The sequence below is a fragment of the Pandoraea cepalis genome, assembly GCF_902459625.1.
GTDB lineage: Bacteria > Pseudomonadota > Gammaproteobacteria > Burkholderiales > Burkholderiaceae > Pandoraea > Pandoraea cepalis.
Window position 1 is genome coordinate 125482 of sequence record NZ_CABPRY010000007.1, and the last position, 23260, is coordinate 148741.

25 protein-coding genes are annotated in these 23260 nt (G+C 64.3%); 16 read left to right on the forward strand and 9 right to left on the reverse strand.

Annotated features, from left to right (window positions below; translation table 11 throughout):
* Window positions 1–6: 6 nt before the first annotated feature.
* The 3 genes from PCE31107_RS15675 to PCE31107_RS15685 all read right to left on the reverse strand — a co-directional run bounded on the left by PCE31107_RS15675 (window position 7) and on the right by PCE31107_RS15685 (window position 3497).
* Entirely contained in the window at window positions 7–219 is a 213-nt protein-coding gene (locus PCE31107_RS15675) for a DUF1059 domain-containing protein (protein ID WP_130025134.1), read from the reverse strand.
* 259 nt (window positions 220–478) lie between these two features.
* Window positions 479–3220: a magnesium-translocating P-type ATPase gene (mgtA, locus tag PCE31107_RS15680; RefSeq protein WP_150609683.1), complete on the reverse strand. Its 2742-nt coding sequence runs from the start codon at window positions 3218–3220 to the stop codon at window positions 479–481.
* A gap of 79 nt (window positions 3221–3299) precedes the next feature.
* Window positions 3300–3497: a hypothetical protein gene (locus tag PCE31107_RS15685; protein ID WP_130025132.1), complete on the reverse strand. Its 198-nt coding sequence runs from the start codon at window positions 3495–3497 to the stop codon at window positions 3300–3302.
* A gap of 615 nt (window positions 3498–4112) precedes the next feature.
* Between PCE31107_RS15685 and PCE31107_RS15690 the strand changes: the two genes are divergently transcribed.
* On the forward strand, window positions 4113–4715 hold the full coding sequence (locus tag PCE31107_RS15690; RefSeq protein ID WP_174966686.1) for a phosphatase PAP2 family protein: 603 nt from the start codon (window positions 4113–4115) through the stop codon (window positions 4713–4715).
* A gap of 182 nt (window positions 4716–4897) precedes the next feature.
* On the opposite strand, the gene rnk is transcribed toward PCE31107_RS15690, so the two are convergent.
* Window positions 4898–5323 (reverse strand): nucleoside diphosphate kinase regulator, encoded by a 426-nt coding sequence (rnk, locus tag PCE31107_RS15695; RefSeq protein WP_017235301.1) that lies wholly within the window; start codon window positions 5321–5323, stop codon window positions 4898–4900.
* Between the two features lie 131 nt (window positions 5324–5454).
* Here rnk and hemL point away from each other — a divergent pair, with 131 nt between their 5' ends.
* The 5 genes from hemL (at window position 5455) to ribD (ending at window position 10089) form a co-directional block, all read left to right on the forward strand.
* On the forward strand, window positions 5455–6759 hold the full coding sequence (gene hemL, locus PCE31107_RS15700; protein WP_130025129.1) for a glutamate-1-semialdehyde 2,1-aminomutase: 1305 nt from the start codon (window positions 5455–5457) through the stop codon (window positions 6757–6759).
* 84 nt (window positions 6760–6843) lie between these two features.
* Entirely contained in the window at window positions 6844–7458 is a 615-nt protein-coding gene (locus PCE31107_RS15705; protein ID WP_130025128.1) for a LemA family protein, read from the forward strand.
* Window positions 7459–7588: 130 nt separating this feature from the next.
* Window positions 7589–8440: a TPM domain-containing protein gene (locus PCE31107_RS15710; protein ID WP_150609831.1), complete on the forward strand. Its 852-nt coding sequence runs from the start codon at window positions 7589–7591 to the stop codon at window positions 8438–8440.
* Window positions 8441–8445: 5 nt separating this feature from the next.
* The gene (locus PCE31107_RS15715) at window positions 8446–8985 is read left to right on the forward strand and encodes a TPM domain-containing protein (RefSeq protein WP_165385238.1); all 540 of its coding nucleotides are present in this window, start codon (window positions 8446–8448) and stop codon (window positions 8983–8985) included.
* 6 nt (window positions 8986–8991) lie between these two features.
* Window positions 8992–10089, forward strand: coding sequence for a bifunctional diaminohydroxyphosphoribosylaminopyrimidine deaminase/5-amino-6-(5-phosphoribosylamino)uracil reductase RibD (gene ribD / locus PCE31107_RS15720; RefSeq protein WP_150609687.1), 1098 nt, complete (start codon window positions 8992–8994; stop codon window positions 10087–10089).
* Window positions 10090–10214: 125 nt separating this feature from the next.
* Here ribD and PCE31107_RS15725 read toward each other — a convergent pair whose 3' ends face one another.
* From PCE31107_RS15725 to PCE31107_RS15735, 3 genes are read right to left on the reverse strand one after another with little or no spacing between them, the layout of a single operon-like run.
* Window positions 10215–10976, reverse strand: a complete 762-nt coding sequence (locus PCE31107_RS15725; protein ID WP_150609689.1) for a 2-keto-4-pentenoate hydratase — start codon at window positions 10974–10976, stop codon at window positions 10215–10217.
* Window positions 10973–11803 (reverse strand): 2-keto-4-pentenoate hydratase, encoded by an 831-nt coding sequence (locus PCE31107_RS15730; RefSeq protein WP_150609691.1) that lies wholly within the window; start codon window positions 11801–11803, stop codon window positions 10973–10975. Before PCE31107_RS15730 ends, PCE31107_RS15725 begins: the two co-directional genes overlap by 4 nt.
* Window positions 11800–12012, reverse strand: a complete 213-nt coding sequence (locus tag PCE31107_RS15735; protein ID WP_017235294.1) for a tautomerase family protein — start codon at window positions 12010–12012, stop codon at window positions 11800–11802. Before PCE31107_RS15735 ends, PCE31107_RS15730 begins: the two co-directional genes overlap by 4 nt.
* Window positions 12013–12153: 141 nt before the next feature.
* Between PCE31107_RS15735 and PCE31107_RS15740 the strand changes: the two genes are divergently transcribed.
* The 6 genes from PCE31107_RS15740 (at window position 12154) to PCE31107_RS15765 (ending at window position 18373) form a co-directional block, all read left to right on the forward strand.
* Complete coding sequence (locus PCE31107_RS15740; RefSeq protein WP_150609692.1) at window positions 12154–13059, forward strand: LysR family transcriptional regulator; 906 nt, start codon at window positions 12154–12156, stop codon at window positions 13057–13059.
* A gap of 426 nt (window positions 13060–13485) precedes the next feature.
* Window positions 13486–14598: a branched-chain amino acid ABC transporter substrate-binding protein gene (locus PCE31107_RS15745; protein WP_150609694.1), complete on the forward strand. Its 1113-nt coding sequence runs from the start codon at window positions 13486–13488 to the stop codon at window positions 14596–14598.
* Window positions 14599–14701: 103 nt separating this feature from the next.
* Entirely contained in the window at window positions 14702–15625 is a 924-nt protein-coding gene (gene livH, locus PCE31107_RS15750) for a high-affinity branched-chain amino acid ABC transporter permease LivH (RefSeq protein ID WP_017235291.1), read from the forward strand.
* An 8-nt stretch (window positions 15626–15633) separates the two neighbouring features.
* Window positions 15634–16908 (forward strand): high-affinity branched-chain amino acid ABC transporter permease LivM, encoded by a 1275-nt coding sequence (locus PCE31107_RS15755; RefSeq protein ID WP_150609696.1) that lies wholly within the window; start codon window positions 15634–15636, stop codon window positions 16906–16908.
* Window positions 16905–17672 (forward strand): high-affinity branched-chain amino acid ABC transporter ATP-binding protein LivG, encoded by a 768-nt coding sequence (livG, locus tag PCE31107_RS15760; RefSeq protein ID WP_150609698.1) that lies wholly within the window; start codon window positions 16905–16907, stop codon window positions 17670–17672. The genes PCE31107_RS15755 and livG overlap by 4 nt, the downstream gene beginning before the upstream one ends.
* Window positions 17672–18373: an ABC transporter ATP-binding protein gene (locus PCE31107_RS15765; RefSeq protein ID WP_150609700.1), complete on the forward strand. Its 702-nt coding sequence runs from the start codon at window positions 17672–17674 to the stop codon at window positions 18371–18373. Before livG ends, PCE31107_RS15765 begins: the two co-directional genes overlap by 1 nt.
* A 136-nt stretch (window positions 18374–18509) precedes the next feature.
* Here PCE31107_RS15765 and PCE31107_RS15770 read toward each other — a convergent pair whose 3' ends face one another.
* Window positions 18510–19007: an SRPBCC family protein gene (locus PCE31107_RS15770; protein WP_150609702.1), complete on the reverse strand. Its 498-nt coding sequence runs from the start codon at window positions 19005–19007 to the stop codon at window positions 18510–18512.
* A 2-nt stretch (window positions 19008–19009) separates the two neighbouring features.
* A complete protein-coding gene (locus PCE31107_RS15775; protein WP_130025117.1) occupies window positions 19010–19342 on the reverse strand; it encodes an ArsR/SmtB family transcription factor in 333 nt (110 codons plus the stop codon).
* A 240-nt stretch (window positions 19343–19582) separates the two neighbouring features.
* Here PCE31107_RS15775 and ribBA point away from each other — a divergent pair, with 240 nt between their 5' ends.
* From ribBA to PCE31107_RS15795, 4 genes are all read left to right on the forward strand, one after another.
* Window positions 19583–20704: a bifunctional 3,4-dihydroxy-2-butanone-4-phosphate synthase/GTP cyclohydrolase II gene (ribBA, locus tag PCE31107_RS15780; protein WP_017235287.1), complete on the forward strand. Its 1122-nt coding sequence runs from the start codon at window positions 19583–19585 to the stop codon at window positions 20702–20704.
* 131 nt (window positions 20705–20835) lie between these two features.
* Entirely contained in the window at window positions 20836–21351 is a 516-nt protein-coding gene (gene ribH, locus PCE31107_RS15785; protein WP_130025116.1) for a 6,7-dimethyl-8-ribityllumazine synthase, read from the forward strand.
* Window positions 21351–21803, forward strand: a complete 453-nt coding sequence (nusB, locus tag PCE31107_RS15790) for a transcription antitermination factor NusB (RefSeq protein ID WP_130025115.1) — start codon at window positions 21351–21353, stop codon at window positions 21801–21803. The genes ribH and nusB overlap by 1 nt, the downstream gene beginning before the upstream one ends.
* A 145-nt stretch (window positions 21804–21948) precedes the next feature.
* Complete coding sequence (locus PCE31107_RS15795; protein ID WP_150609704.1) at window positions 21949–23160, forward strand: pyridoxal phosphate-dependent aminotransferase; 1212 nt, start codon at window positions 21949–21951, stop codon at window positions 23158–23160.
* Window positions 23161–23260 lie beyond the last annotated feature (100 nt).

Genomic DNA, 23260 nt, shown 5'->3' on the forward strand with positions numbered 1-23260 from the left:
GCGTGATTACGCGTGACGCGGTGCATCAACCGGCGGTGTCCCGTCGTGAAATAGCGTACGCAGTTGCGAACGCAGCTCGGCGGAATCGGTATGTCCGTGAACCGTAATGGCGTGTTGCACAGCCGCCTCCATCAGTTCGTTTTCGGAATCTGCGGATAGCGCCACGGAACAGTTCATTGCGCTCGGGAATTCCCGGCAATCGATGAATTTGCGGGTCATGATGGTCTCCTCACACGAGAGCGTGATGTGGGGTAAATGACCGCGCCTGATGCCACGCGACGCCTGCAGGGCGCGATTTCACCTTCTGCGGATGGCAAACAAAATCATTCTGAAAGTATAGGTCGCGGGTGGCGAAACTTCGCTAGCTCAACGGTGACGTTGAGCGTGCCGAATCACGAGGGCTCATCCAAACGTCGTTTGAAGGCCAGCGGCAATCCTCTCGCCGCTGGCGTGGCGTGTCACGCCGAGGCCCGAGCGCTCACTGCCACCCGAACCGACGCGCGAACATACCTTTCATCATTTGCGTGAGCACGGCATAGGCAAGCAGGATGGCCGCGAGCATCGGGAAGTACGCAAGCGGCAATGCCTGCATCTTGAACGTGTCCGCGAACGGCGACATCGGCAGCATCACGCCGATCAGCATCACCGCGGCCGTCATCATCAGCAACGGCCATGCCGCGCGGCTCTGCACGAACGGAATGCGACGCGTGCGGATCAAGTGCACGATGAGCGTCTGCGACAGCAGCCCCTCGACGAACCAGGCGGACTGGAACAGCGTTTGATGCTCGGCGCTGTTGGCGCCGAACCAATGCCACATCGCCACGAACGTCAGTACGTCGAAAATCGAACTGATCGGGCCGAAGAACACCATGAAGCGCGACAGATCCGCCGGATTCCAGCGCTGGGGCTTCGTGAGCTGTTCGTCGTCGACGTTGTCGAACGGAATGGTCGTCTGCGACAGATCGTAGAGCAGGTTCTGCGTGAGCAACTGCAACGGCAGCATCGGCAGGAACGGCAGGAAAGCACTCGCGATCAGCACCGAGAAGACATTGCCGAAGTTCGAACTGGCCGTCATCTTGATGTACTTGAGCATGTTCGCGAACGTGCGACGCCCCTCGATCACGCCCTGCTCCAGCACCATCAGGCTCTTTTCCAGCAGGATCAGGTCGGCCGCTTCCTTGGCGATGTCCACCGCCGTGTCCACCGAAATGCCGATGTCGGCCGCGCGCAAGGCCGGTGCATCGTTGATGCCGTCGCCCATGAAGCCGACGACATGACCGTTCGCGCGCAACAGGCGCACCAGGCGCTCCTTGTGTGACGGCGTGAGCTTCGCGAATACGTTGGCGCGTTCGACCGTGTGCGCCAGTTCGGCGTCGCTCATCGCCTCGATGTCATCGCCCAGCACACAGCCGTTCACCGCCAGCCCCACTTCGCGGCAGACCTTCGCCGTCACGAGATCGTTGTCGCCCGTGAGCACCTTGACCTGGACACCCGCCGCCGCGAGCGCCTTGAGCGCCGGCGCCGTCGACTCCTTGGGCGGATCGAGAAACGCGATATACCCGACGAGCACGAGTTCGCTCTCGTCCGCAATGCCATAGCTGTCGCGCACCGGCGGCAAGTGGCGCGTTGCCACGGCCACCACGCGCAGACCTTCGGCATTCAGGTCGGCCGTGACGCGACGCAGGCGGGCCAGCACATCGGGCGTGAGCGGCTCGACGTTCGCACCATGCTGCACGCGATTGCACACGGCCATCACCTCCTCCACCGCGCCCTTGCAGATCAGTTCGTGATGATCGCCGTTCTCGCTGACCACCACCGACATGCGACGGCGCTGGAAGTCGAACGGGATCTCGTCGATCTTGCGATACCGGTTCACGATGTCGAGATGCTGGTGCAGCTCCGCATGATCGAGCACCGCCACGTCGAGCAGGTTCTTCAGGCCGGTCTGGTAGAAGCTGTTGAGATAGGCATACTCGAGCACGTCTTCCGACGCATGGCCCCACACATCGGTATGACGCTCGAGACAGATCCTGTCCTGCGTGAGCGTGCCGGTCTTGTCGGTGCACAGCACATCCATCGCGCCGAAGTTCTGGATCGCGTCGAGCCGCTTGACGATCACCTTCTTGCGCGAGAGCACGACCGCGCCCTTGGCAAGCGTGGCTGTCACGATCATCGGCAGCATTTCAGGCGTGAGTCCCACCGCCACCGACAGCGCGAACAGCGACGCCTCGAGCCAGTCGTGCTTCGTGAAGCCGTTGATCAGGAGCACGATGGGCGTCATGACCAGCATGAAGCGAATCAGCACCCACGACACACGATTCACGCCCTGTTGGAACGACGTCACCGTCGGTTGCTGCGCCGTGACACGCTGCGCGAGCGAGCCGAAGAACGTGCGCGCCCCCGTCGCCACGACGACAGCCGTGGCCGACCCGCTCACGACGTTCGTGCCCATGAACGCGAGGTTGTCGTAGGCGAGCGGATTGCTGCCGCCGGACTCGCAAGCGTGCGCGAATTTCTCGACGGGCAGTGCCTCGCCAGTGAGCGCCGATTGCGAGACGAACAGATCCTTGGCCGCGAGAATGCGCACGTCCGCCGGAATCATATCGCCCGCCGCGAGCAGAACAATGTCGCCCGGCACCAGTTCGGCCAACGCGATTTCACGGCCCATGCGCCCCAAACGCCGCACGTTGTCGGCCTCCGCGCCCTCATGGCCGAACGCTTCGCGACGCAGCACCGTCGCCGTCGTGCTCACCATGGCCTTGAGCTTTTCAGCGGCCTTGGTCGAGCGCGCCTCCTGCACAAATCGCAACACCGTGGAAATGATCACCATCGACGCGATGATGATCGTTCCCTCGGTGTCGTCGGTCGCGTACGACACAGCGGCCAGTGCCGAGAGCAGCAGGTTGAACGGATTGCGGTAGCAGTTGAACAAGTGCCGCCACCAGGGCAACGGTTTTTCGTGCTCGACTTCGTTGACGCCGGCGTGGGCCCGCACGGTGGCGGCCTCGTCATCCGACAGACCGTCGCGCGTCGTGTGCAGACGGGCGAGCAGATCCGGGCCGGCGTCGCGGGCGGCGTCGAGCAGACCTGGCGGTGCCTCGTGGCCATGCGCTGGCGCATCGAGGGTTTCGAGCATGTCGCGGCGGCGGAAGAAGCGCAGGCCAAGGCGCGCGCCAAGCACCGCAATCAGTCGCTCGCTGAACGTGAGAGCTTGTTGCATCGGATACATCCTGAAAATACGGTTGATATCGCTGGGCACCGGCCAGTCGCCGATGCCTGGGGACCGTTATCGCGTAGGCTCAGCCCGCGCGTCCGGTCGGTGCGTTGCGACGCACGAGCGCCAGCAGCCACTGTCCGAGTCGCGCACTCGCGCCCGGGCGCGCCGTGACAGCGGCGTCTTCGGCATGTGGGGCGACGTGATAGTGATGCAGGCACTCGGTGGGCAGCATCAGGGCTTGCGGATTGCCTCCGCGAAGGGTCATGGAGTAACGGAACACGATGATTCTCCCGGCCGCGCGGCAATCGGCCCGGCGCGCACGAGAGGCTCGCATTTCATCACCGGCGCCCACGGCAAACGGCCTGAAAACGAACCCCTGCGCGCCACGGGACAGCCCGAACGGCAGATGTAAAGCAAATTAGGGAGCGTGCTACGAAAGACGGACGCTATCGGTATGGCCCAAGAAAACCCTTCGGCGCGGCGGCCAAGGGCATTGGACATTCGATGCGTACATCAGAGGTGCGCGCCAACCCGGCTATGCGAGTCAGCGGCAGGGAAGATCCCGGGGACTAACTCGCGGTGAGGGTGTCGACCTGCGCCGACCGGCAACTACCACTAGAACTACTGTCCACGGAAGGACCTCCTTAGAGCTATGACGGCGCGATTTTACCCCCGAGTGCGTCGAAAGAAAAGTGACAATTCACCGTGTTACAAAATGATGACGAATGCAACTTTCCAGCGGGAAGCGGCTCAGTCAGAATCTGTCATGTTTTCGTCACAAACCGCCCGCCGGCGGCCGTCGAGGCACCGGCACCGCACGCAACCCGGTGGCGTGCCGGGCGACCGGCCTGGCCGGTTCGTGCTTCCTGCTTTCTGCTTCCTGCCCCCGGACTTCATGGATTCAATCAACCGCGCCCTGTTCCTGGCCGTCAATGCCTCGCCCAATGTCAGTGAAGGCGAACTGGCCATCGCCGTTCTCCTCGCCAAATACCTGATCCTGCTGCTTCCGGTGGGCCTGACCCTCCTGTGGTTCGCTGGCGGTCGCGACCGCGAGGGGGCCGTGCACGGTCTGCTGGGCGTGGCGCTCGTGCTACTGATCAACGGTGCGATCGGTCTGGCCTGGTTCGAACCGCGGCCGTTCGTCGTCGGTCTCGGCACGAACCTGCTCCCGCATGCGCCGACGAGTGCCTTCCCCAGCAATCACGCGTCGATCCTGTTCACGTCGGCATTCGTCCTGATGGGCGCACTCGCGCGCTCGCCGCGCCTGCTCGGCCGGCTCCTGCTGCTATGCGCCGTGCCCGTGTGCTGGGCGCGCGTGTACCTCGGCGTGCACTGGCCGCTCGATATGGTCGGTGCGCTGGTGGTGTCGATCGTAGTGGCGCTCATCATGCACACCGCGAGTGCGCGCGAGACGAGTCGTATCGTCGCGGCTATCCTCGAAGCCCTCTATCGCCGCTTGATGGCGTGGCCGATTGCGCGCGGCTGGCTGCGTCGCTGAGCCGGCGGACTTGGGAAACGACGGGAACTGCGGATTTGCGGACCTGAGGGAAGCGGTGGAAGCGTCAGGGGGGGTGACGAACGGGCAGGAACGATAGGGAGAATCGGGAGAATCGGGAGAATCGGGAGAATCGGGAGAATCGGGAGACCCGAATCTCCCAGTGCGGCGTCGGAGACGGGGGATCAGCGGTGGTATTCGCCGGCGGCTTCGGGCTGGTAATCGATGCCGAGCAATGTCAGCGCGATCTGGTGGCCGCCCGGCACCTGCCACTGAATCGACTGGCCAACGCGCAAGCCGAGCAACGCGCTACCGACCGGCGCGAGCACCGAAATGCCGCTCGGCGTGCTCGCCAGATGTTGCGGATACACAAGCGTGACGCGATGTTCCTGCTGCGCGGCGAGATCACGATAGCGCACCACCGAGTTCATCGTGGCGATGTCGGCCGGCATCTGCTCCGGTTCGACGACGCTCGCCCGGGCAAGCTCTGTTTCGAGTGCCTCCACATACGGCAATGCCGCGCGGGGCGCCTGGGCCATGAGCGCTTCGAGGCGTTCGAGGTCGAGCGTGGAGACAGTGATCGAGGGGCGTTGCGAATGGACGGTGAACATGTCGGCGGGCCTGTTTTTCCTTGATGTTGAGGGAGTGGCCTTCAATCTAACAGAAGCCCCGCGCGGCGAGAAGTCCCGGACTTGACCGCCATCCGCTAGAATCGACGCATTAGGCACACAAAGTCGAAGTCATGTCCGAACACACTACCAATGCCGCGCTCTTCGAGCGTGCCCAGCAGACCATCCCCGGCGGCGTGAACTCGCCGGTGCGCGCCTTCCGTTCGGTCGGCGGCACGCCGCGCTTCATCGCCCGCGCCCAAGGCCCTTATATGTGGGACGCCGAAGGCACGCGCTACATCGACTACATCGGCTCGTGGGGCCCGATGATCGTCGGCCACCTGCATCCCGACGTCGTCGCTGCCGTGCACGCCGCGATGTCGCAAGGCTTCAGCTTCGGCGCGCCCACTGAAGCCGAAGTCGTGATGGCCGAAACCCTCAGCGCTCTCGTGCCGTCCATCGAGCAGGTGCGCCTGGTGTCCTCCGGCACCGAGGCGACGATGAGCGCACTGCGCCTCGCGCGCGGCTTCACCGGCCGCAACAAGATCGTCAAGTTCGAGGGCTGTTATCACGGCCATGCCGACAGCTTGCTCGTGAAGGCCGGCTCGGGCCTGCTCACGTTCGCCGATTCGACGCGCAACGCGCCGTCGTCGGCCGGCGTGCCGCCCGAAGTCACGCGCGACACGCTCGTGCTGGAGTACAACAACGTCGAACAGCTTCGCGAACTGTTCGCGGACCAAGGCGGCGAGATCGCGGCCGTGATCGTCGAGCCGGTGGCCGGCAACATGAACCTCGTGCGCGGCTCGCGTCACTTCCTGCAGACGCTGCGCGAGCTGTGCACCGCCCATGGCGCCGTGCTCATCTTCGACGAGGTGATGTGCGGGTTCCGCGTCGGGTTGGGCGGCGCGCAAGCGCTCTACGGCATTACGGCCGACCTCACCTGCCTGGGCAAGGTTATCGGCGGCGGCATGCCCGCCGCCGCGTTCGGCGGGCGCCGCGACATCATGTCGCATCTGGCGCCGCTGGGCGGCGTCTATCAGGCCGGCACGCTCTCCGGGAATCCGCTGGCCGTGGCCGCCGGTCTCGCCACGCTCAAGCTGATTCAGGCGCCGGGCTTCTACGAGGATCTGGCCAAGCGCACATCGAAGCTCGTCACGGGGCTCGTCGACGCCGCCCAGACGGCTGGCGTGCCTTTCTCGGGCGACAGCGTCGGCGGCATGTTCGGTCTGTACTTCCGCGCCAACGTGCCGCAGAGCTTCGCCGAAGTGACAACGTCCGACGTGGCCCGTTTCAACAAGTTTTTCCATGCGATGCTCGATCGCGGCGTGTATCTCGCGCCGAGCGCCTTCGAAGCGGGCTTCGTCTCTGCCACGCACGACGACGCGATCATCGACGCCACGCTCGACGCTGCCCGCGACGCGTTTCGCGCCATCGCGTGATCGTTGTCGGTCACGTGTCTGCCTTCGGCCGGGTTTCGCACACGTAGCGAGTCGGCCCGTCTGACCCACACAGGGAGAAACATCATGCAAGTGTCGTTGCCGACAAAGCTTCGCCAGTCGTTCGTGCGCTGGCTGGCGCTGGGGTTGCTCACCTCGTTGCTGTCCGCCTGCGGATACAACCAGATTCAGGTCAAGGACGAAGCGGTCAAGGCCGCCTGGAGCGAGGTCGTCAACCAGTACCAGCGACGTGCCGACCTGGTACCGAATCTGGTGAACACGGTCAAGGGCTACGCCACGCACGAGCAAACGACGCTCACCGAGGTGATCAACGCCCGCGCGAAGGCCACGAGCATCACGGTCACGCCGGAGACGCTCAACGACCCCGAGGCGTTCAAGCGCTTCCAGCAAGCGCAGGGTGAACTGTCCGGCGCACTCTCGCGCCTGATGGCTGTCTCGGAGAACTATCCGAACCTGAAGGCCGATGGCCTGTTCCGTGATCTGCAATCGCAGCTCGAAGGCACGGAAAACCGCATCACCGTGGCGCGCAATCGCTACATCCAGGCGGTGCAGGACTACAACGTGTATGTGCGCCAGTTCCCGAACAATCTGACGGCGAAGATGTTCGGCTACGGGCCGAAGCCGAACTTCACGGTCGAGAACGAAAAGGCCATTTCGACCGCGCCGGCCGTCAAGTTCTGAGGATCGGATCATGGCTGCCGTCTCCGCGGACTACAAGGTGTCGCCAGAGGGCCGCGGGATGCCGACGCGCCGTCCGGTGACGGACGACGCGCGCTCGCGTTGGTTGCATTGGGGACCGACGCTTTGGGCGATGTTGGCGCTGGCGTTGGCGTGTCTGGCGTCGCTGGCGTTGCCCGCCAGCGCAGAGGATCTCGTGGCCGTGCCCGCGCTCACCGCGCGGGTGACCGACCTGACCAGCACGCTCACGCCCGAGCAGCGCAACGCGCTCGAGACACAGCTCGCGCAATACGAGCAACAACGCGGCAGCCAAATTTTCATTCTGATGGTGCCGAGCACGGCTCCCGAGACGATCGACCAGTACAGCATTCGCGTGGCCGATGCCTGGAAGGCCGGCCGCAAGGGCGTGGACGACGGCGTAATCGTGCTCATCGCCAAGAACAATCCGAACGACCTGCGCAAAATGCGCATTGAAGTCGGACGCGGGGTACAAGGCTCGCTGACCGATGCCATCTCCGGGCGAATCCTGCGCGACGTGATGGCCCCCCATTTCCGCAGCGGCGACTTCTTCGGCGGTCTGGCTGCCGGCGTCGCGGCGGTCGAGGCGGCGATGAACAACGAGGCGCTGCCCGCCCCGAATTTGCCGTCGACGCGCGCGCCGCACTCGGATCTGTCCGACTTCCTGCCGCTGCTCTTCATCGTCTTCATCATCGGGATGGTCGTCCTCATGGAAAGCCGCAGGCGGTTCCAAGGACCCGGTCTGCCCGGCGTGAGCCCCACCGACCCGCGTTCTCGCGTGCTCACCGGCCAACGTGGGCGTATCGGTGCCGGGGGGTTCGGCGCCGGTCTCGGCGCCGGCTTGGGCGGCGGCTTGGGCGGCTGGGGACGCAACGACGGCGGCGGATTCGATGGCGGCGGCGGGGGCGGTTTCGGCGGCGGCGGTGGGGGTGGATTCGACGGCGGCGGTTCGTCAGGGAACTGGTGATGGCGATGGCAAACGAAGCAATCGCAACGCAACACAAGACGCACGATATCTCGCGCTGGCTGCGGCATTTGGGCACCTGGCGAGCGCACGCCCGGTGGCTCTTCCCCGACAAGGCGCTCGATGCCCTCGAAGCCGCGATCCGCGATTCCGAGAAAGAGCACCGCTGCGAGATCCGCCTCGTGATCGAAGCGGCCATGCCGCTCGCTGCCGTATGGCACGGGCATACCTGCCGTCAACGCGCCGTTCACTTGTTCCGCCAGCTCGGCGTGGCGCATACGGGCGAGCGCACGGGCATTCTCCTGTACATCAACATCGCCGATCACGATATCGAGCTGATCGCCGACAAGGGCGTCGATGCGCTGGTATCCCCCCGCACGTGGGACACCGTCGTTGCGCAGATGAGCGCCGGGTTTCGTGACGAACGTTATGTCCAGAGCGTGCTCGACGCGCTGAACACCCTGCGCGGCATTGCGCGCGAATTCCTGCCGGCCCATGCCGGCGCGGCGCCGGACAATGCGTTGACCGACCGGCCGCTGATGCTCTGACGCCTCATGTTCTCCGAACAGGATTTCTCTTATATGCGTCGCGCGCTGGCGCTCGCCGAGCGCGCGATGTTCACCACCACGCCGAATCCTCGCGTTGGCTGCGTAATCGTGCAGGACGGACGGATCATCGGCGAAGGCTTCACGCAGCCGGCCGGCCAGGATCACGCCGAAGTGCAGGCCATGAAAGACGCGCGCACGCGCGGCGAGTCCGTGCGTGGCGCCACGGCCTATGTCACGCTCGAACCGTGCAGCCATTACGGCCGCACCCCACCGTGCGCGAAGGGACTCATCGACGCGGGCGTGAAACGCGTGATCGCCGCGATGGAAGATCCGAACCCGCTCGTGGCCGGGCGCGGCCTGAGCCTGCTGCGCGACGCGGGCATCGAAGTGCGCTGCGGACTGCTGGAGCATGAGGCGCGCGAAATGAACGTCGGATTCGTCGCCCGCATGACGCGCGGCACGCCGTGGGTCCGCATGAAGGTAGCGGCCAGCCTCGACGGCAAGACCGCCCTGCACAACGGCGTGAGCCAATGGCTGACCGGCCCGGCCGCGCGCGCCGACGGCCACGCGTGGCGGGCGCGCGCGTGCGCCATTCTCACCGGCATCGGCACGGTGCGCGAGGACGATCCGTCGCTCACCGTGCGCGAGGTGGAAACGACACGCCAGCCACTGCGCATTGTCGTCGATTCACGTCTTGAGATTTCCCCGACCGCGAAGGTGCTCGCGAACGGCAACGCGCTCGTGATCTGCGCCAACGGCGATCATGAGCGTGCGTCTCGTCTGCGCGACCTGGGCGTGGAGGTGCTCGACCTGCCCAATACGACCGGCAAGGTCGACCTCTCGGCGCTGCTGCGCGCGCTCGGCGAGCGCCAGCTCAACGAACTCCATGTAGAGGCGGGCTACAAGCTCAACGGCTCACTGCTGCGCGAGCGCTGCGTGGACGAGTTGCTCACCTACCTCGCGCCGTGCATCGTCGGTGACGCGCAAGGCATGTTCCACCTGCCTGCGCTCACGTCGCTCGACGACAAGCTCGCGCTCGAATTCACGGACGTGCGCATGATCGAAGGCGATCTGCGGGTGATGGCTCGCGTCAAACGCGACTGAATCCGCGTGCTGCTGTCTAGAGGGATGCAGGCAGGACAACTCCGGGCGTGCCGTCGGGCGCGCCCCGCGTACTTTGCATGGCCGGACGCGCTCACCCTGCCATGACACGCCCCTCCCCTGCATGCTCAGACGTGGAAGCCCACGCGACCGAGCGCCTCCATTTCCACCGACACATACTGGCCCGGCTGGATGTATTCAGCCGGCGTTGCACCGCCAGCCATCACGATCCAGCCGGCTTGGAGCGGCTCGCCCGCGGCGGCTGACAGACGCGCCGCCGCGACCAGCGAACGCAGCGGATGGCCGAGCAGCGCCGCGCTCGACCCCACCTGCACGGTGCGACCGTTGATCGTCATGGCCAATCCCAGATTCGAGAAATCGACATGCGGATCGTGCCAGGCCCCAATCACGAAGCCGCTCGACGACGCGTTGTCGGCAATCACTTCCGGCAACGTGAACTTGAAGTCCTTGTAGCGCGAATCGATGATCTCGATGGCCGGCGCAATCGCTTCGACCGCCGCGAGCGCCTGCGGGCCCGTGACATTGCCTTCGAGCGGTCGCTTCAGGATGAAGGCGATTTCCGGCTCGACGCGTGGATGCACGTACCGCGTGAAGTCGATGGCCGTGCCCTCTTCGACCTGCATGCCGGACGTGAGGCGCCCCCATATCACGTCGGACAGTCCCATCTGCATCATCTTCGCCCGGCTGGTAAAGCCCATCTTCACGCCGACACGCGTTTCGCCGCGTGCGGCACGACGGGCGAGCGATGCGGCCTGAATGGCGTAGGCGTCGTCGAGCGACAGACGATTGTCGGTATCGAACTGCTCGACCTCGTGCGCGAAATGCGCCGCGTCGTCGAGCAGCGTTGCGTAGTCTTGAATGTGGCTCATCGTGCCGCCTCGCTGGCAGGTTCGAACACGGCGCGGACCGAGCCCAGGCCGTTGATGCGGGTCTCGAAAATATCGCCGGGCGAGACAGTGGCCATCGGGCCAAGCGCGCCCGAGAGCACCAGGTCACCCGCCTTGAGCGGCGTGCCCACCGCCGCCATCGTACGGGCTAGCCACACCACGGCGTTGATCGGGCTGCCCAGGCAGGCCGCGCCCGCGCCGACGGACACCGGCTCGCCGCGACGCTCCATGACCATGCCGCACAGGCGCACGTCGAATTCGGCGAGCGTCTTCGGCGTGTTGCCGATCACGTAGGCCGACGACGATGCGTTATCGGCAATCGTGTCGGTGATGCGGATGTTCCAGTCGGCCACGCGGCTGCCGACGATCTCCAGTGCGGGCAACGCGTACTCGATGGCGTTGATGACGTCGAGTTGGCCCGGGTTGTCCACACGCAGATCCCTGCCGATGACGAAGGCGATCTCGGCTTCGATCTTCGGCTGCGTGAGGATCGAGGCAGGAATCGGCTCGCCGTCACCATAGCCCATGTCGTCGAACAGCAAGCCGAAATCGGGCTGATCCACGCCGAGTTGCTTCTGCACGGCGACCGACGTCAAGCCAATCTTGCAGCCGACAGTGCGACGCCCGGCCGCCAGACGCCGCTCGGTGTTGATGCGCTGAATCGCATAGGCGTCGTCGATGGTGAGCGGCGCGTACGTGTCGCGCAACGGAGCGATGAAGCGGTGCGAGCGCCCCGCGTCGTGCAGCGCGTCGGCCGCCTGCTGCAAGCGCGCCTGCGTGGCGGCGTCGCGGGGTGAGGTCGCGCTCATCGGGCGTCCGCCCTGGCCGGCGCCGCCGGCTCATCCTTGGTGTGCTCGCCCACCGCCCAGTGCGCGGCCGGTACTTGCGTCGCATACACGCGGATCGATTCGAGCGGTGCGCCGAGTGTCTCGTGGACGGTGCGTGCCACGGCCTTGACGCAGGCCTTCACGGTGGCGTCGTCGCGACCTTCCACCAAATGGATTTGTACGATTGGCATGAGGCTGTCCCCTGAAAATGCCGAAAAGAAAGCTTTCGGAGGAAGCCATCATGCGCGCGCCGAGAGATACCGTCCAATACCGATTTCCAAGATTCCGATACTATTTCGGTATCACATTATCTCGCCGGAACGGAGCCTTCCATGGACATCAAACAAATGCGCTACTTTCTTGCCGTCGCGCAGGAGGGCCATTTCGGGCGGGCGGCACAGCGGCTGAACATGGCGCAGCCACCGCTCACCCGCCACATTCACACGCTCGAAGCCCAGTTGGGCACGCCGCTATTCGTGCGTACCCCCAAGGGCGCCACGTTGACCGCTGCCGGGCAAACGCTGCTCGCCGAAGTGCCGAACATCCTGGCGCTCGCACGCCGCGCCGAGGAGCAGACGCGCCTCGCCGGCGAAGGCTATATCGGGCGGCTCGACGTCGGCATCTTCAGCTCGGGCATTCTCAACGCGATTCCGCGCCTGCTGGCGAGCTTTCACACCGAGCGCCCCGAAGTGAAGATCGGTCTGCACAACCTGTCGAAGACCGACCAGATCGCGGCGCTGCGCGAGCGACGCATCGCCGTTGGCTTCAATCGGCTGATTCCGGACGAGCCGGATCTCGTCGTCGACTGGATTCATCGCGAGCCGTTTCTCGTCGCGCTGTATGAAGGTCATCCGTTATGCGAGCGCGCGTCGCTGAGCTTGGCCGATCTCGATAACGAGCGAATGATCCTCTACCCGAATGCACCGGTCGCAGGACTCGCCGAGGAAGTCGCCGCCGCGTTTCGGGCCGAGGGGGTGACGTTGCGCGTGGAGCAGGAAGTGGAGGATGTAGTGACGTCGATCGCGCTCGTCGCGAGCCGCTTCGGCGTTTGCGTGACAACCGAGTCGGCGGCGAACCTGCGGCTGCCCGGCGTGGTGTACCGGCCGTTGAAATCACGGCATCTGCGCGCCATCGAACTGAACTGCATGTACCGGCGCGACGACGATTCCCCGATTCTCAACGCCTTTCTCGCGCTCATCCGGCGCTCGCGCAATCGGCGTCACACCTTGGCGATGTAGCGCGTCGATCGATCCGGCGCTCCCGAGATCGGATGCAAACCGCCAAAATTGGATATCAATGATCGGCGGATTGTATCCAAAATGTCCTACTCGACAATCCATCCCGTCTTCTCCCCTGGCGCCGAATCGCCCCCTCGATTTTTCGATTCATCTCCGATTTTTTTAATTTTCAATCTGCGTAGTACTACGCATTATTGCTGTGACGACTCTTATTTTTTCCTTACGACTGTCTTGAAACGCTTTATTCATGCGGGTTTCACGGCATCACTGGATAGCTATTCCAATTTAACGGCGGATTACGCTACTATGGCGCATCGTTTCTGCCGCCTGCGGCAGGAGTGAGCCAATACCGACCGGGTTCCGCCGTCGATCAAGCGCACCGCACGACCGGGTGCTCAAAAAATACAAATCAAGGAGATGTCCACGATGCAGTTCCGTCACAAATCCCTGTTCGTCGCCGCTGCGCTTGCCGTCCTCGGCACGGGCGCCAACGCCGAGACCGTCAAGATCGCCATCGCCGGCCCGTTCAGCGGTTCGGTCGCCCAATACGGCGACATGGTGAAGGCGGGTGCGCTGACCGCCATCGACGAAATCAATGCGGCAGGCGGGGCGAACGGCAACAAGCTGGAAGCCGTGATGATGGACGACGCGTGCGAGCCGAAGCAAGCGGTCGCCGTCGCCAACAAGATCGTCAGCCAGAAGATCAAGTACGTGATCGGTCACGTGTGCTCGGGCTCGACGATTCCGGCATCGGACATCTATGAGAACGAAGGCGTGGTGATGATTACGCCATCGGCGACTGCACCGCAGCTGACCGAAGGCAAGAAGCGTCACTTCATCTTCCGCACCATCGGCCGTGACGACCAGCAAGGTCCGGCGGCCGCGCAGTACATCATCAACAAGGTCAAGCCGAAGAAGGTGGCCGTGCTGCACGACAAGCAGTCGTACGGCCAGGGTATCGCCACGTCGGTGAAGAAAGACCTCGACGCCGCCAGGATCCCGGTTGTGCTGTTCGAAGGCATCAACGCCGGCGACTCCGACTACTCGGCCGTCATCACCAAGCTCAAGGCACAGGGCGTGGACTTCGTGTACTTCGGCGGCTACCACCCGGAAATGGGTCTGCTGTTGCGCCAGGCACGCGAGCAAGGTGTGAAGGCCACGTTCATGGGTCCGGAAGGCGTGGGCAACAAGGACGTGACGGCCATTGCCGGCCCGGCCTCGGAAGGCATGCTCGTGACGCTGCCCGCCGACTTCGCAGCCGACCCGGCCAACGCCAAGCTGGTGAAAGCCTTCGCGAGCGCCAAGCGCGATCCGAACGGTCCGTTCCAGATGCCGGCCTACACGGCGGTGCAACTGATCGCCAAGAGCATTACCGGCGCGAAGAGCACCGACTCGGAGAAGGTGGCCAAGTACCTGCACGCGAACACGTTCGACACGCCGATCGGCAAGGTGGCGTATGACGCGGCAGGCGATCTGAAGTCGTTCAAGTTCGTGGTCTACACCTGGCACAAAGACGCCACCAAGACCGCCGCCAACTGATTTCCTGACGCATTACCGGCCAGCGAATCCCCCCAGCCGCCCGCCGATCCCGGCGGGCGGCGTGCATTCGCGCTCGGCCCCCGCTCGTCGCGAGGCTTCCCGCATGAACGAATTTTTCCCGCAGTTTGCCCAGCAACTGGTCAACGGCCTGACGCTGGGCGCGATCTACGCGTTGATTGCCATCGGCTATACGATGGTCTACGGCATCATCGGCATGATCAACTTTGCTCACGGCGAGATCTACATGATCGGCGCCTACGTCGGTCTCGTCACACTGACGGCCATCGGTACCGCAGCGGGTTACCCGTTGCCGCTCGTGCTGGGCGCGGCGCTGCTGGTCTCGGTGCTGATCACCGGCCTGTATGGCTTTGCGATCGAGCGGGTGGCGTATCGCCCGCTGCGCGGCGGCCCGCGTCTCGGACCGCTGATCTCCGCCATCGGCATGTCCATCTTCCTGCAGAACTACGTGCAGATCGGCCAGGGAGCGCGCGACGTGTCCGTGCCGATGCTGATCTCCGGCGCCATCGATATCCCGATGGGTGACTTCACGGTGACCATTCCCTACGCTCGCATGCTGATCGTAGGGGTGACCGTCGCGCTGATGATCCTGCTCACGCTGTTCATCGCCAACTCGCGCATGGGACGCGCCTGCCGTGCCTGCGCCGAGGACATGCGCATGGCAAACCTGCTCGGCATCGATACGAACCGCGTGATCTCGTTCACGTTCGTGCTCGGCGCCATGCTCGCGGCCGTCGGCGGCGTGCTGATCGGCCTGACCATCGGCAAGCTCAATCCGTACATCGGCTTCATCGCCGGTATCAAGGCCTTCACGGCGGCGGTGCTGGGCGGCATCGGCAGCGTTCCCGGCGCCATGCTGGGCGGTGTACTGCTGGGGCTGGCGGAAACGCTCGCCTCGGGCTACATGCCTTCCGAGTACAAGGACATCGTGGCGTTCTGCCTGCTGGTGCTGGTGCTGCTGTTCCGCCCCACCGGCCTGCTGGGCAAGCCCGACGTCGAGAAAGTCTGAGGTCGACCATGACACAACCACTCACGCTCAAGTCCGGCGCCGCCCAACGCGCACCGGCCGGCGGCACGCTCAAAGGTGCGGTCATCTCCGCACTCGTGACGATCGTGCTCACCGCCCCCATCCTCGGCCTGCAACTGAAGCTCGACGGCTACCGCGTCGTGATCGAGCAGCACTGGCGTCCGGTCTGGATCGCCGCTGCGGTCGTCTTCGTGTTCCAGATGCTCAAGCCGTTCCTGCTGCGCTCGACGCGTGCCGTGAAGCTGCCCGCCATGCCCACCCTGGGACGCCGTCAACAACTGAGCGCGATGTGGGTGCTGCTCGCTATCGGACTCGTGTGGCCGTTCGTCGGCTCGCGCGGCGCGGTGGACGTTGCGACGCTCGCGCTCATCTACTGCGTGCTCGGCCTGGGCCTGAACATCGTCGTGGGGTTCGCCGGCCTGCTCGATCTGGGCTACGTCGGCTTCTACGCGGTAGGCGGCTATACCTATGCCCTGCTCAACCAGTATTTCGGCCTGACCTTCTGGGAATGCCTGCCGATCGCCGCACTCATGTCGGCCACCTTCGGCTTCCTGCTCGGCTTCCCCGTGCTGCGTCTGAGGGGTGATTATCTGGCCATCGTGACGCTCGGCTTCGGGGAAATCATCCGCCTGCTGCTGAACAACCTGACGAGCCTTACCGGTGGACCGGACGGCGTGTCGGGCATTCCGAAGCCCAGCGTCTTCGGCATCGAGATGGCGCGATCATCAAGTGTCGATGGCGTGAAGACATTCCACGAACTGATCGGCTTGCCGTATGACGGCTCGCACATGGTGATCTATCTCTACCTGCTGGCGTTTGCGTTGGTGGGCTTCACGCTGTTTGTCACCAGCCGCCTGATCCGCATGCCGATTGGCCGCGCCTGGGAAGCGTTGCGCGAAGATGAAATCGCGTGCCGCTCGCTCGGCCTGAACCCCACGCGCATCAAGCTCTCCGCGTTCACACTGGGGGCATCGTTCGCCGGGCTCGCCGGCGCATTCTTTGCCGCACGTCAGGGGCTGGTCACGCCCGAATCGTTCACGTTCATCGAATCGGCGCTGATCCTCGCCGTGGTCGTGCTCGGTGGCATGGGCTCGCAGATCGGCGTGATTCTCGCGGCCATTTTGCTGACCGTCCTGCCGGAGGTCGCGCGCGACTTTGCCGAATACCGCATGCTGATTTTCGGCCTGGTGATGGTGCTGATGATGATGTGGCGTCCGCAGGGCCTGTTGCCCGCCACCCGCCCGCACGTGGAGCTGCCGCAATGAGTGCACCCCTATTGAAACTCTCCGGCCTGCAGATGCGCTTCGGCGGTCTGCTGGCCGTCGATGGCGTCGATTTCGACGTCCGATCGCACGAAGTCTTCGCCATCATCGGCCCGAACGGCGCCGGCAAGACGACCGTCTTCAATTGCGTTGGCGGCTTCTATCGCCCCACGGGCGGCTCGATCACGCTCGACGGCGACAACATCACCGGCCTGCCGAGCCATAGCGTGGCGCGACGTGGCCTCGTACGCACGTTCCAGAATATCCGCCTGTTCCGCCAGTTGACGGTGGTGGAAAACCTGCTCGTTGCACAGCACATGCGCGTGCATAGCGGCTTTGTGCAAGGGCTCTTCTCGACGAGCGCGTTCCGTCGCGCCGAACGCACGGCGCTCGAGCGCGCCAAGGCGTGGCTCGACCGGTTGGGCCTGACGGCCGTCGCCAACCGCGAGGCCGGCACGCTGTCGTACGGACACCAGCGACGTCTGGAAATCGCACGCTGCATGATCACGGAGCCGCGTCTGCTCATGCTCGACGAACCGGCCGCCGGCCTCAATCCGCAAGAGAAGGTCGAGTTGCAGCAACTCGTCGACAACCTGCGTCACGAGTTCGGCATCTCAGTGCTGCTGATCGAGCACGACATGAGCCTCGTCATGGGCGTGTCCGACCGGATTCTCGTGATGGAACACGGCAAGCCGATCATGACCGGCAAGCCCGACGAGGTGCGGCGCGACCCGCGCGTCATCAAGGCCTACCTCGGGGAGGAATAATGCTCAAGCTGGAACAGATCCATACCCATTACGGGGCCGTCGAGGCGCTCTCGGGCGTGTCGATCGAAGTGAACAAGGGCGAGATCGTCACGCTCATCGGCAGTAACGGCGCGGGCAAGACGACGTTGATGATGACCGTGTGCGGCGCGCCGCGCGCATCGAGCGGACGTGTCATGTTCGAAGGTCGCGACATCACGGGATGCGCCACGCACGACATCATGCGCATGGGGCTGGCGATTTCACCGGAAGGCCGCCGGGTATTTCCGAGTCTGACGGTCATCGAGAACCTGAAGATGGGCGGCTTCTTCGCCTCCAAGGATCAAATCGATGCCGGGATGGACCACGTCTTCAAACTGTTCCCGCGGCTCGCGCAGCGCGGCAAGCAGCGCGCCGGCACGATGTCGGGCGGCGAACAGCAGATGCTGGCGATCGGGCGTGCACTGATGAGCCGTCCGCGCCTACTGTTGCTCGACGAACCGACGCTCGGCCTGGCACCGCTCGTGATCGCGCAGATCTTCGATATCATTCGTGCGATTCGCGAAGAAGGTGTCACCGTGTTTCTGGTGGAGCAAAACGCGAACAAGGCGCTGCACGTGGCCGATCGCGGCTATGTGCTCGAGACCGGTCGTGTCGTACTCGCCGACTCGGCCGCAAACCTGCTTGCGAACGACGACATCAAGCGCGCGTATCTCGGCGCCTGACATTGCGTCACGGCCCGGCGCACGCGGGATCGACGTCAAAGGCAAAATTGAAAATGGGAACGTCCCCTTCAGGGCGTTCCCATTTTTCATTCGGCGATGCGAGTGTGCGACCCGCGACCTTGTGAAGGTCGGCGCGTCACGTCATCAGTTCGACCAGTTGATCGAGCGCCTTGCCCCAACCGTCGTGGAATCCCATGGCCTCATGTTGCGCACGGGTCGCTTCGTCAGCATGCATGGCAATGGCCGTATATCGCGTGCCTTTGCCGTGCGCCTCCATGAGCACGGCGGCGGTGAAGAGGAAGCCACCATGTTCCGCGACCGGCGCAGGGGCCGGACGAAACCCCGGCAGCACAGCATTCGTCCATACGAGCCGCGCGTTCTCCACCACTTCGAGGTAACACCCCACGTTCGGAAACTGCTGCCCCTCCGGCGAACGCATGACCGTACGAAACAATCCCCCTGGACGTAGGTCGATCTCGCACGCAACAGTCTGCCAAGGCACAGGCGTGAACCATCGTTTGAGATGTTCCGGTTGCGTCCACGCGGCCCAGATGCGCTCGCACGGTACATCGACATAACGCTCCAGCACCAGATCCAGCGTCGGATCGACGGAGAAAAGACTGGCTTGACTCATGTTCACGTCTCCTTCATCTGCAAAAGATAGTCATCGAGTTGATCGAGACGGCGCGCCCACCTGTCGCGTTGAAAGCCTAACCAGTCCTGCGCGCCGGCCAAGGCCTCGGTGGCCAGCGCGTAGGTGCGAACGCGCCCGGTTTTGTGCGAGACAACCAGACCGCTGTCCTCCAGCACACGTAAGTGCTGGGAGAAGGACGGTAATGCCATCGAGAACGGACGCGCCAATTCGCTGACAGACGCAGAGCCCAACGTCAGGCGCTCGACGACCGCGCGTCGCGTGGGATCGGACAACGCCAGAAAGATCCGATCCAGCGGAATGGAATGCTTAGTCATTTGCCTGACTATAGTCACCGCAATTACTTAGGTCAATACCTAACTATCAGGGAATTGCGACACTCGGACGGACAGACCTCGCCCGCGCCAAGCCGATTCTTCCGCGATTCGAATCGAACGCCGCCGGAATTGTCCATCCCGGCCGATTCCGCGGGGCGCTCCGTGCGAGATTCGGGCGCAGACGGACACCGGCATGGCGTAGAATAGAGCCTTTCCAAATTCCGCCCTGCGTTGTCCGCTATGCCGTTGGCCACTACAGAAGAAATCATTGCCGAGCTGAAGGCCGGCCGCATGGTTGTCCTCGTCGACGAGGAAGACCGCGAAAACGAAGGCGACCTGGTCATGGCGGCCGAGTTCGCGACGCCTGAAGCCATCAACTTCATGGCCAAATACGGCCGCGGCCTGATTTGCCTCACGCTCACGCAGGCGCGCTGCAAGCAGCTCAACCTGCCGCTGATGACCTACCGCAACGGGACCCAGTACGGCACCGCGTTCACGCTGTCGATCGAGGCGGCCGAAGGCGTCACCACGGGTATCTCGGCGGCGGATCGTGCCCACACGGTTCAGACGGCCATTGGCCGCGACGCGCGTCCGGAGGATATCGTCCAGCCGGGCCACGTGTTCCCGATCATGGCGCAGCCCGGCGGCGTGTTGGTGCGCGCCGGTCACACCGAAGCCGGTTGTGACCTGACGGCGATGGCCGGTCTCACGCCCGCCGCCGTCATCTGCGAGATCATGAACGACGACGGCACGATGGCACGCCTGCCGCAGTTGCTGGAGTTCGCCGAGCAGCACAACATCAAGATCGGCACGATCGTCGATCTGATCCACTACCGCAGCCGCACCGAATCGATGATCGAGACGGTCGCCACGCGCGAAATGCAAACCGCGTGGGGCCCGTTCCAGGCGACCCTTTACCGCGACAAGCCGAGCGGCAATCCGCACCTCGCGCTGGTGCGCGGGGTTCCGAACCCGGCCGACGAAACGCTCGTGCGCGTGCACGAACCGCTCTCGGTGCTCGACCTGCTCGAGACCGGCGTGTCGACCCACTCCTGGACCCTCGCGGGCGCGATGCAAGCGATTGCCGAAGCGGACAAAGGGGTTGTCGTGCTGCTGAACTGCGTGGAGACGCCCGAGCATCTGTTCAATCAGTTCGAAGCGCTCGACGAAACCGAGCAGGCGGCGCGCGCCAAGCGCCGCCCTGTGGACTTCCGCACGCACGGCGTTGGCGCGCAAATCTTGCGCGAGCTGGGCGTCGGTAAAATGCGGGTGCTCTCGAGCCCGCGCAAAATCCCCAACATGGCAGGTTATGGTCTGGAGGTCACCGGCTTCCAGCCGATGCCCGGCGCACCGGGCGCCTGAATAGTCTTGTATCGATGGCCCGCCCGCCAGTGGCAGCGGGGCATCATCTTGCCGAGCCATGCCTGTCTCGGGCATGCCGGCACAACGTTGGCCGCACCGCCTGGACGGTACGTTTTTAGAGGAAGCCCATTATGGACATCGGACAATATCAGCCCGAACTCGACGGTGAAGGCCTGCGCATAGGCATTGTGCAAGCACGATTCAACGACGCCGTTTGCACGGCACTTCGCGCCGCTGCCGTGGCCGAACTCGACCGCCTCGGCGTCGATGGCGACGACGTGCTGCTCGTCACGGTGCCCGGCGCATTGGAAATTCCGCTGGCATTGCAGAAGATGGCCGAATGCGGCCAGTTCGACGCGCTGATCGCGCTCGGCGCAGTCATTCGCGGCGAGACATATCACTTCGAACTGGTCTCGAACGAGAGCGGTGCCGGCATTTCGCGTATCGGTCTCGATTTCGGCATTCCCATCGCCAATGCCGTGCTCACGACCGAGAACGACGAACAGGCCGAAGCGCGCGCCGCCGAAAAGGGCCGCGATGCCGCCCGCGTGGCGGTGGAAATGGCCAATCTGCTCGAAGCGATCGACATGCTCGGTGGCGACGACGGATTGGACGAAGACGAAGACGAAGAAGAGGAAGATCGGTAATGAAGAGTGCTCGCCGCCGCGCGCGCGAATTTGCGTTGCAAGGGTTGTATCAATGGCTGCTCTCGCGCGACCACGCGGGTGAGATCGATGCGCACCTGCGCACCACCCCCGGCTACGACAAGGCCGACCGCACTCACCTGGATGCCCTGTTGCACGGCAGCATCCGTGAGGCGGACGCCTTGTCGCAGCAACTCCAGCCCTACCTGGACCGCCCGGCCGCCGAACTGTCGCCGGTCGAGCATGGGGTGCTGGTCATCGGTGCCTACGAACTGATTCACCACCTGGACATTCCGTACCGCGTGGTCATCAACGAGGCGGTCGAACTCGCCAAGACCTTTGGCGGTGTCGAAGGCTTTCGCTACGTGAATGGCGTTCTCGACAAGTTTGCCGCGGAAGTGCGGCCAGACGAAGTCGCCGCGAATCGCAATGGCGGCCGCGGCAAAAGCGCATAACCCTACGCGAGGGCTGCGCAAGGTATCGCAGGCCGGCAGGCCTGACGATTCCCCCCGCCTCGCCTGCTCGGCCAACGGGGCAATCGCCCCATAGCGCACGCCCCGCAAGTCCCTCACCCTCTCCTCACTGTCTCCCCCCGACATCATGGACCGCACGCCCGACCTCGGCCACGCCCAAGCCACACTGAAGCTGGCGCAACGTGTCGACGACATCGCCCCCTTTCACGTCATGGAACTGGCCAAACAGGCTGCACTGCGCGAAAAGGCCGGGCATCACGTGATCCACATGGGGATCGGCGAGCCGGATTTCACCGCCCCCGAGGCGGTGATCGAGGCGGCGGTCAAAGCCATGCGCGACGGGCGGACCCAATACACGGGGGCGATGGGCATCCCCGCCCTGCGCGAGGCCATCGCCGGCTACTACCGTAGCTTTTACGGCGTGGAGGTCGAACCGTCGCGCATCGTCGTGACGGCGGGCGCGTCGGCCGCCCTCGTATTAGCGTGTGCCGCGCTGGTCGGCGTGGGCGACGAAGTGCTCATGCCGGATCCCTGCTATCCGTGCAACCGTCATTTCGTCTCCACGTTCGACGGCAAACCAGTGTTGATCCCCTCGGGCCCCGCGGAGCGCTTCCAGCTCACTGCCGAGCGCATCGAATCCCATTGGGGCGCGGCGACGAAAGGGGTGCTCCTCGCCTCGCCGTCGAATCCAACCGGCACGTCCATCGAGACGGCGGAATTGGCCCGCATCGTCAAGGCCGTGCGCGCGCGCGGCGGCTTCACGCTTGTCGACGAGATCTACCAGGGCCTGTCCTACGACAGCCAGCCCACCACGGCGCTGTCCTTCGGCGACGATGTCCTGGTCGTGAGCAGCTTCTCGAAATACTTCAATATGACGGGCTGGCGCCTCGGCTGGCTGGTCGTGCCGCCGTCGATGGTGTCGACGTTCGAAAAGCTCGCGCAGAATCTGTTCATCTGCCCGTCTGCCGTGGCACAACATGCGGCGACGGCCTGCTTCCAACCGGAAACGATGGCGATCTTCGAGGCGCGCAAGAACGCCTTCCGCGAACGACGCGACTATGTCGTGCCGGCGCTCGAACGCCTTGGCTTCCAGGTTCCCGTGATGCCTGACGGTGCGTTTTACGTCTATGCCGACTGCACCGGCGTATCGCATCCGGACGCCGCCGACAGCGACCGCCTCACGCAGTCCCTCCTGCAGCAAGCCGACGTCGTACTCGTGCCGGGACTCGACTTCGGTTTTGCCGAGCCGCGTCGTTACATCCGCTTGTCGTATGCCACGTCGCTCGAGCAGTTGCACGAGGCGATGGACCGGATCGGACGGGTGTTCGCGGCGGGCTGAGTCGCCGCCCTGCCCAGTGTTCGGGACAGGAAAATGAAAAAACCCCTCGAATCGCTTCGAGGGGTTTTTTCTTGGGCGGCGAGGCGCCTCTATATATATA

Bases quoted from the DNA above. Each gene is read 5' to 3' on its own strand.
- PCE31107_RS15730 (WP_150609691.1), bottom strand. From the start codon at position 11,803: ATGAGCGCGACCTCACCCCGCGACGCCGCCACGCAGGCGCGCTTGCAG.
- PCE31107_RS15705 (WP_130025128.1), top strand. From the start codon at position 6,844: ATGCAAGTGTCGTTGCCGACAAAGCTTCGCCAGTCGTTCGTGCGCTGG.
- PCE31107_RS15715 (WP_165385238.1), top strand. From the start codon at position 8,446: ATGGCAAACGAAGCAATCGCAACGCAACACAAGACGCACGATATCTCG.
- PCE31107_RS15740 (WP_150609692.1), top strand. From the start codon at position 12,154: ATGGACATCAAACAAATGCGCTACTTTCTTGCCGTCGCGCAGGAGGGC.
- PCE31107_RS15770 (WP_150609702.1), bottom strand. From the start codon at position 19,007: ATGAGTCAAGCCAGTCTTTTCTCCGTCGATCCGACGCTGGATCTGGTG.
- rnk (WP_017235301.1), bottom strand. From the start codon at position 5,323: ATGTTCACCGTCCATTCGCAACGCCCCTCGATCACTGTCTCCACGCTC.
- PCE31107_RS15690 (WP_174966686.1), top strand. From the start codon at position 4,113: ATGGATTCAATCAACCGCGCCCTGTTCCTGGCCGTCAATGCCTCGCCC.
- PCE31107_RS15735 (WP_017235294.1), bottom strand. From the start codon at position 12,012: ATGCCAATCGTACAAATCCATTTGGTGGAAGGTCGCGACGACGCCACC.
- livH (WP_017235291.1), top strand. From the start codon at position 14,702: ATGAACGAATTTTTCCCGCAGTTTGCCCAGCAACTGGTCAACGGCCTG.
- livG (WP_150609698.1), top strand. From the start codon at position 16,905: ATGAGTGCACCCCTATTGAAACTCTCCGGCCTGCAGATGCGCTTCGGC.
- PCE31107_RS15765 (WP_150609700.1), top strand. From the start codon at position 17,672: ATGCTCAAGCTGGAACAGATCCATACCCATTACGGGGCCGTCGAGGCG.
- PCE31107_RS15725 (WP_150609689.1), bottom strand. From the start codon at position 10,976: ATGAGCCACATTCAAGACTACGCAACGCTGCTCGACGACGCGGCGCAT.
- PCE31107_RS15745 (WP_150609694.1), top strand. From the start codon at position 13,486: ATGCAGTTCCGTCACAAATCCCTGTTCGTCGCCGCTGCGCTTGCCGTC.
- mgtA (WP_150609683.1), bottom strand. From the start codon at position 3,220: ATGCAACAAGCTCTCACGTTCAGCGAGCGACTGATTGCGGTGCTTGGC.
- nusB (WP_130025115.1), top strand. From the start codon at position 21,351: ATGAAGAGTGCTCGCCGCCGCGCGCGCGAATTTGCGTTGCAAGGGTTG.
- PCE31107_RS15755 (WP_150609696.1), top strand. From the start codon at position 15,634: ATGACACAACCACTCACGCTCAAGTCCGGCGCCGCCCAACGCGCACCG.
- ribH (WP_130025116.1), top strand. From the start codon at position 20,836: ATGGACATCGGACAATATCAGCCCGAACTCGACGGTGAAGGCCTGCGC.
- ribD (WP_150609687.1), top strand. From the start codon at position 8,992: ATGTTCTCCGAACAGGATTTCTCTTATATGCGTCGCGCGCTGGCGCTC.
- PCE31107_RS15710 (WP_150609831.1), top strand. From the start codon at position 7,589: ATGTTGGCGCTGGCGTTGGCGTGTCTGGCGTCGCTGGCGTTGCCCGCC.
- PCE31107_RS15675 (WP_130025134.1), bottom strand. From the start codon at position 219: ATGACCCGCAAATTCATCGATTGCCGGGAATTCCCGAGCGCAATGAAC.
- PCE31107_RS15795 (WP_150609704.1), top strand. From the start codon at position 21,949: ATGGACCGCACGCCCGACCTCGGCCACGCCCAAGCCACACTGAAGCTG.
- hemL (WP_130025129.1), top strand. From the start codon at position 5,455: ATGTCCGAACACACTACCAATGCCGCGCTCTTCGAGCGTGCCCAGCAG.
- PCE31107_RS15775 (WP_130025117.1), bottom strand. From the start codon at position 19,342: ATGACTAAGCATTCCATTCCGCTGGATCGGATCTTTCTGGCGTTGTCC.
- ribBA (WP_017235287.1), top strand. From the start codon at position 19,583: ATGCCGTTGGCCACTACAGAAGAAATCATTGCCGAGCTGAAGGCCGGC.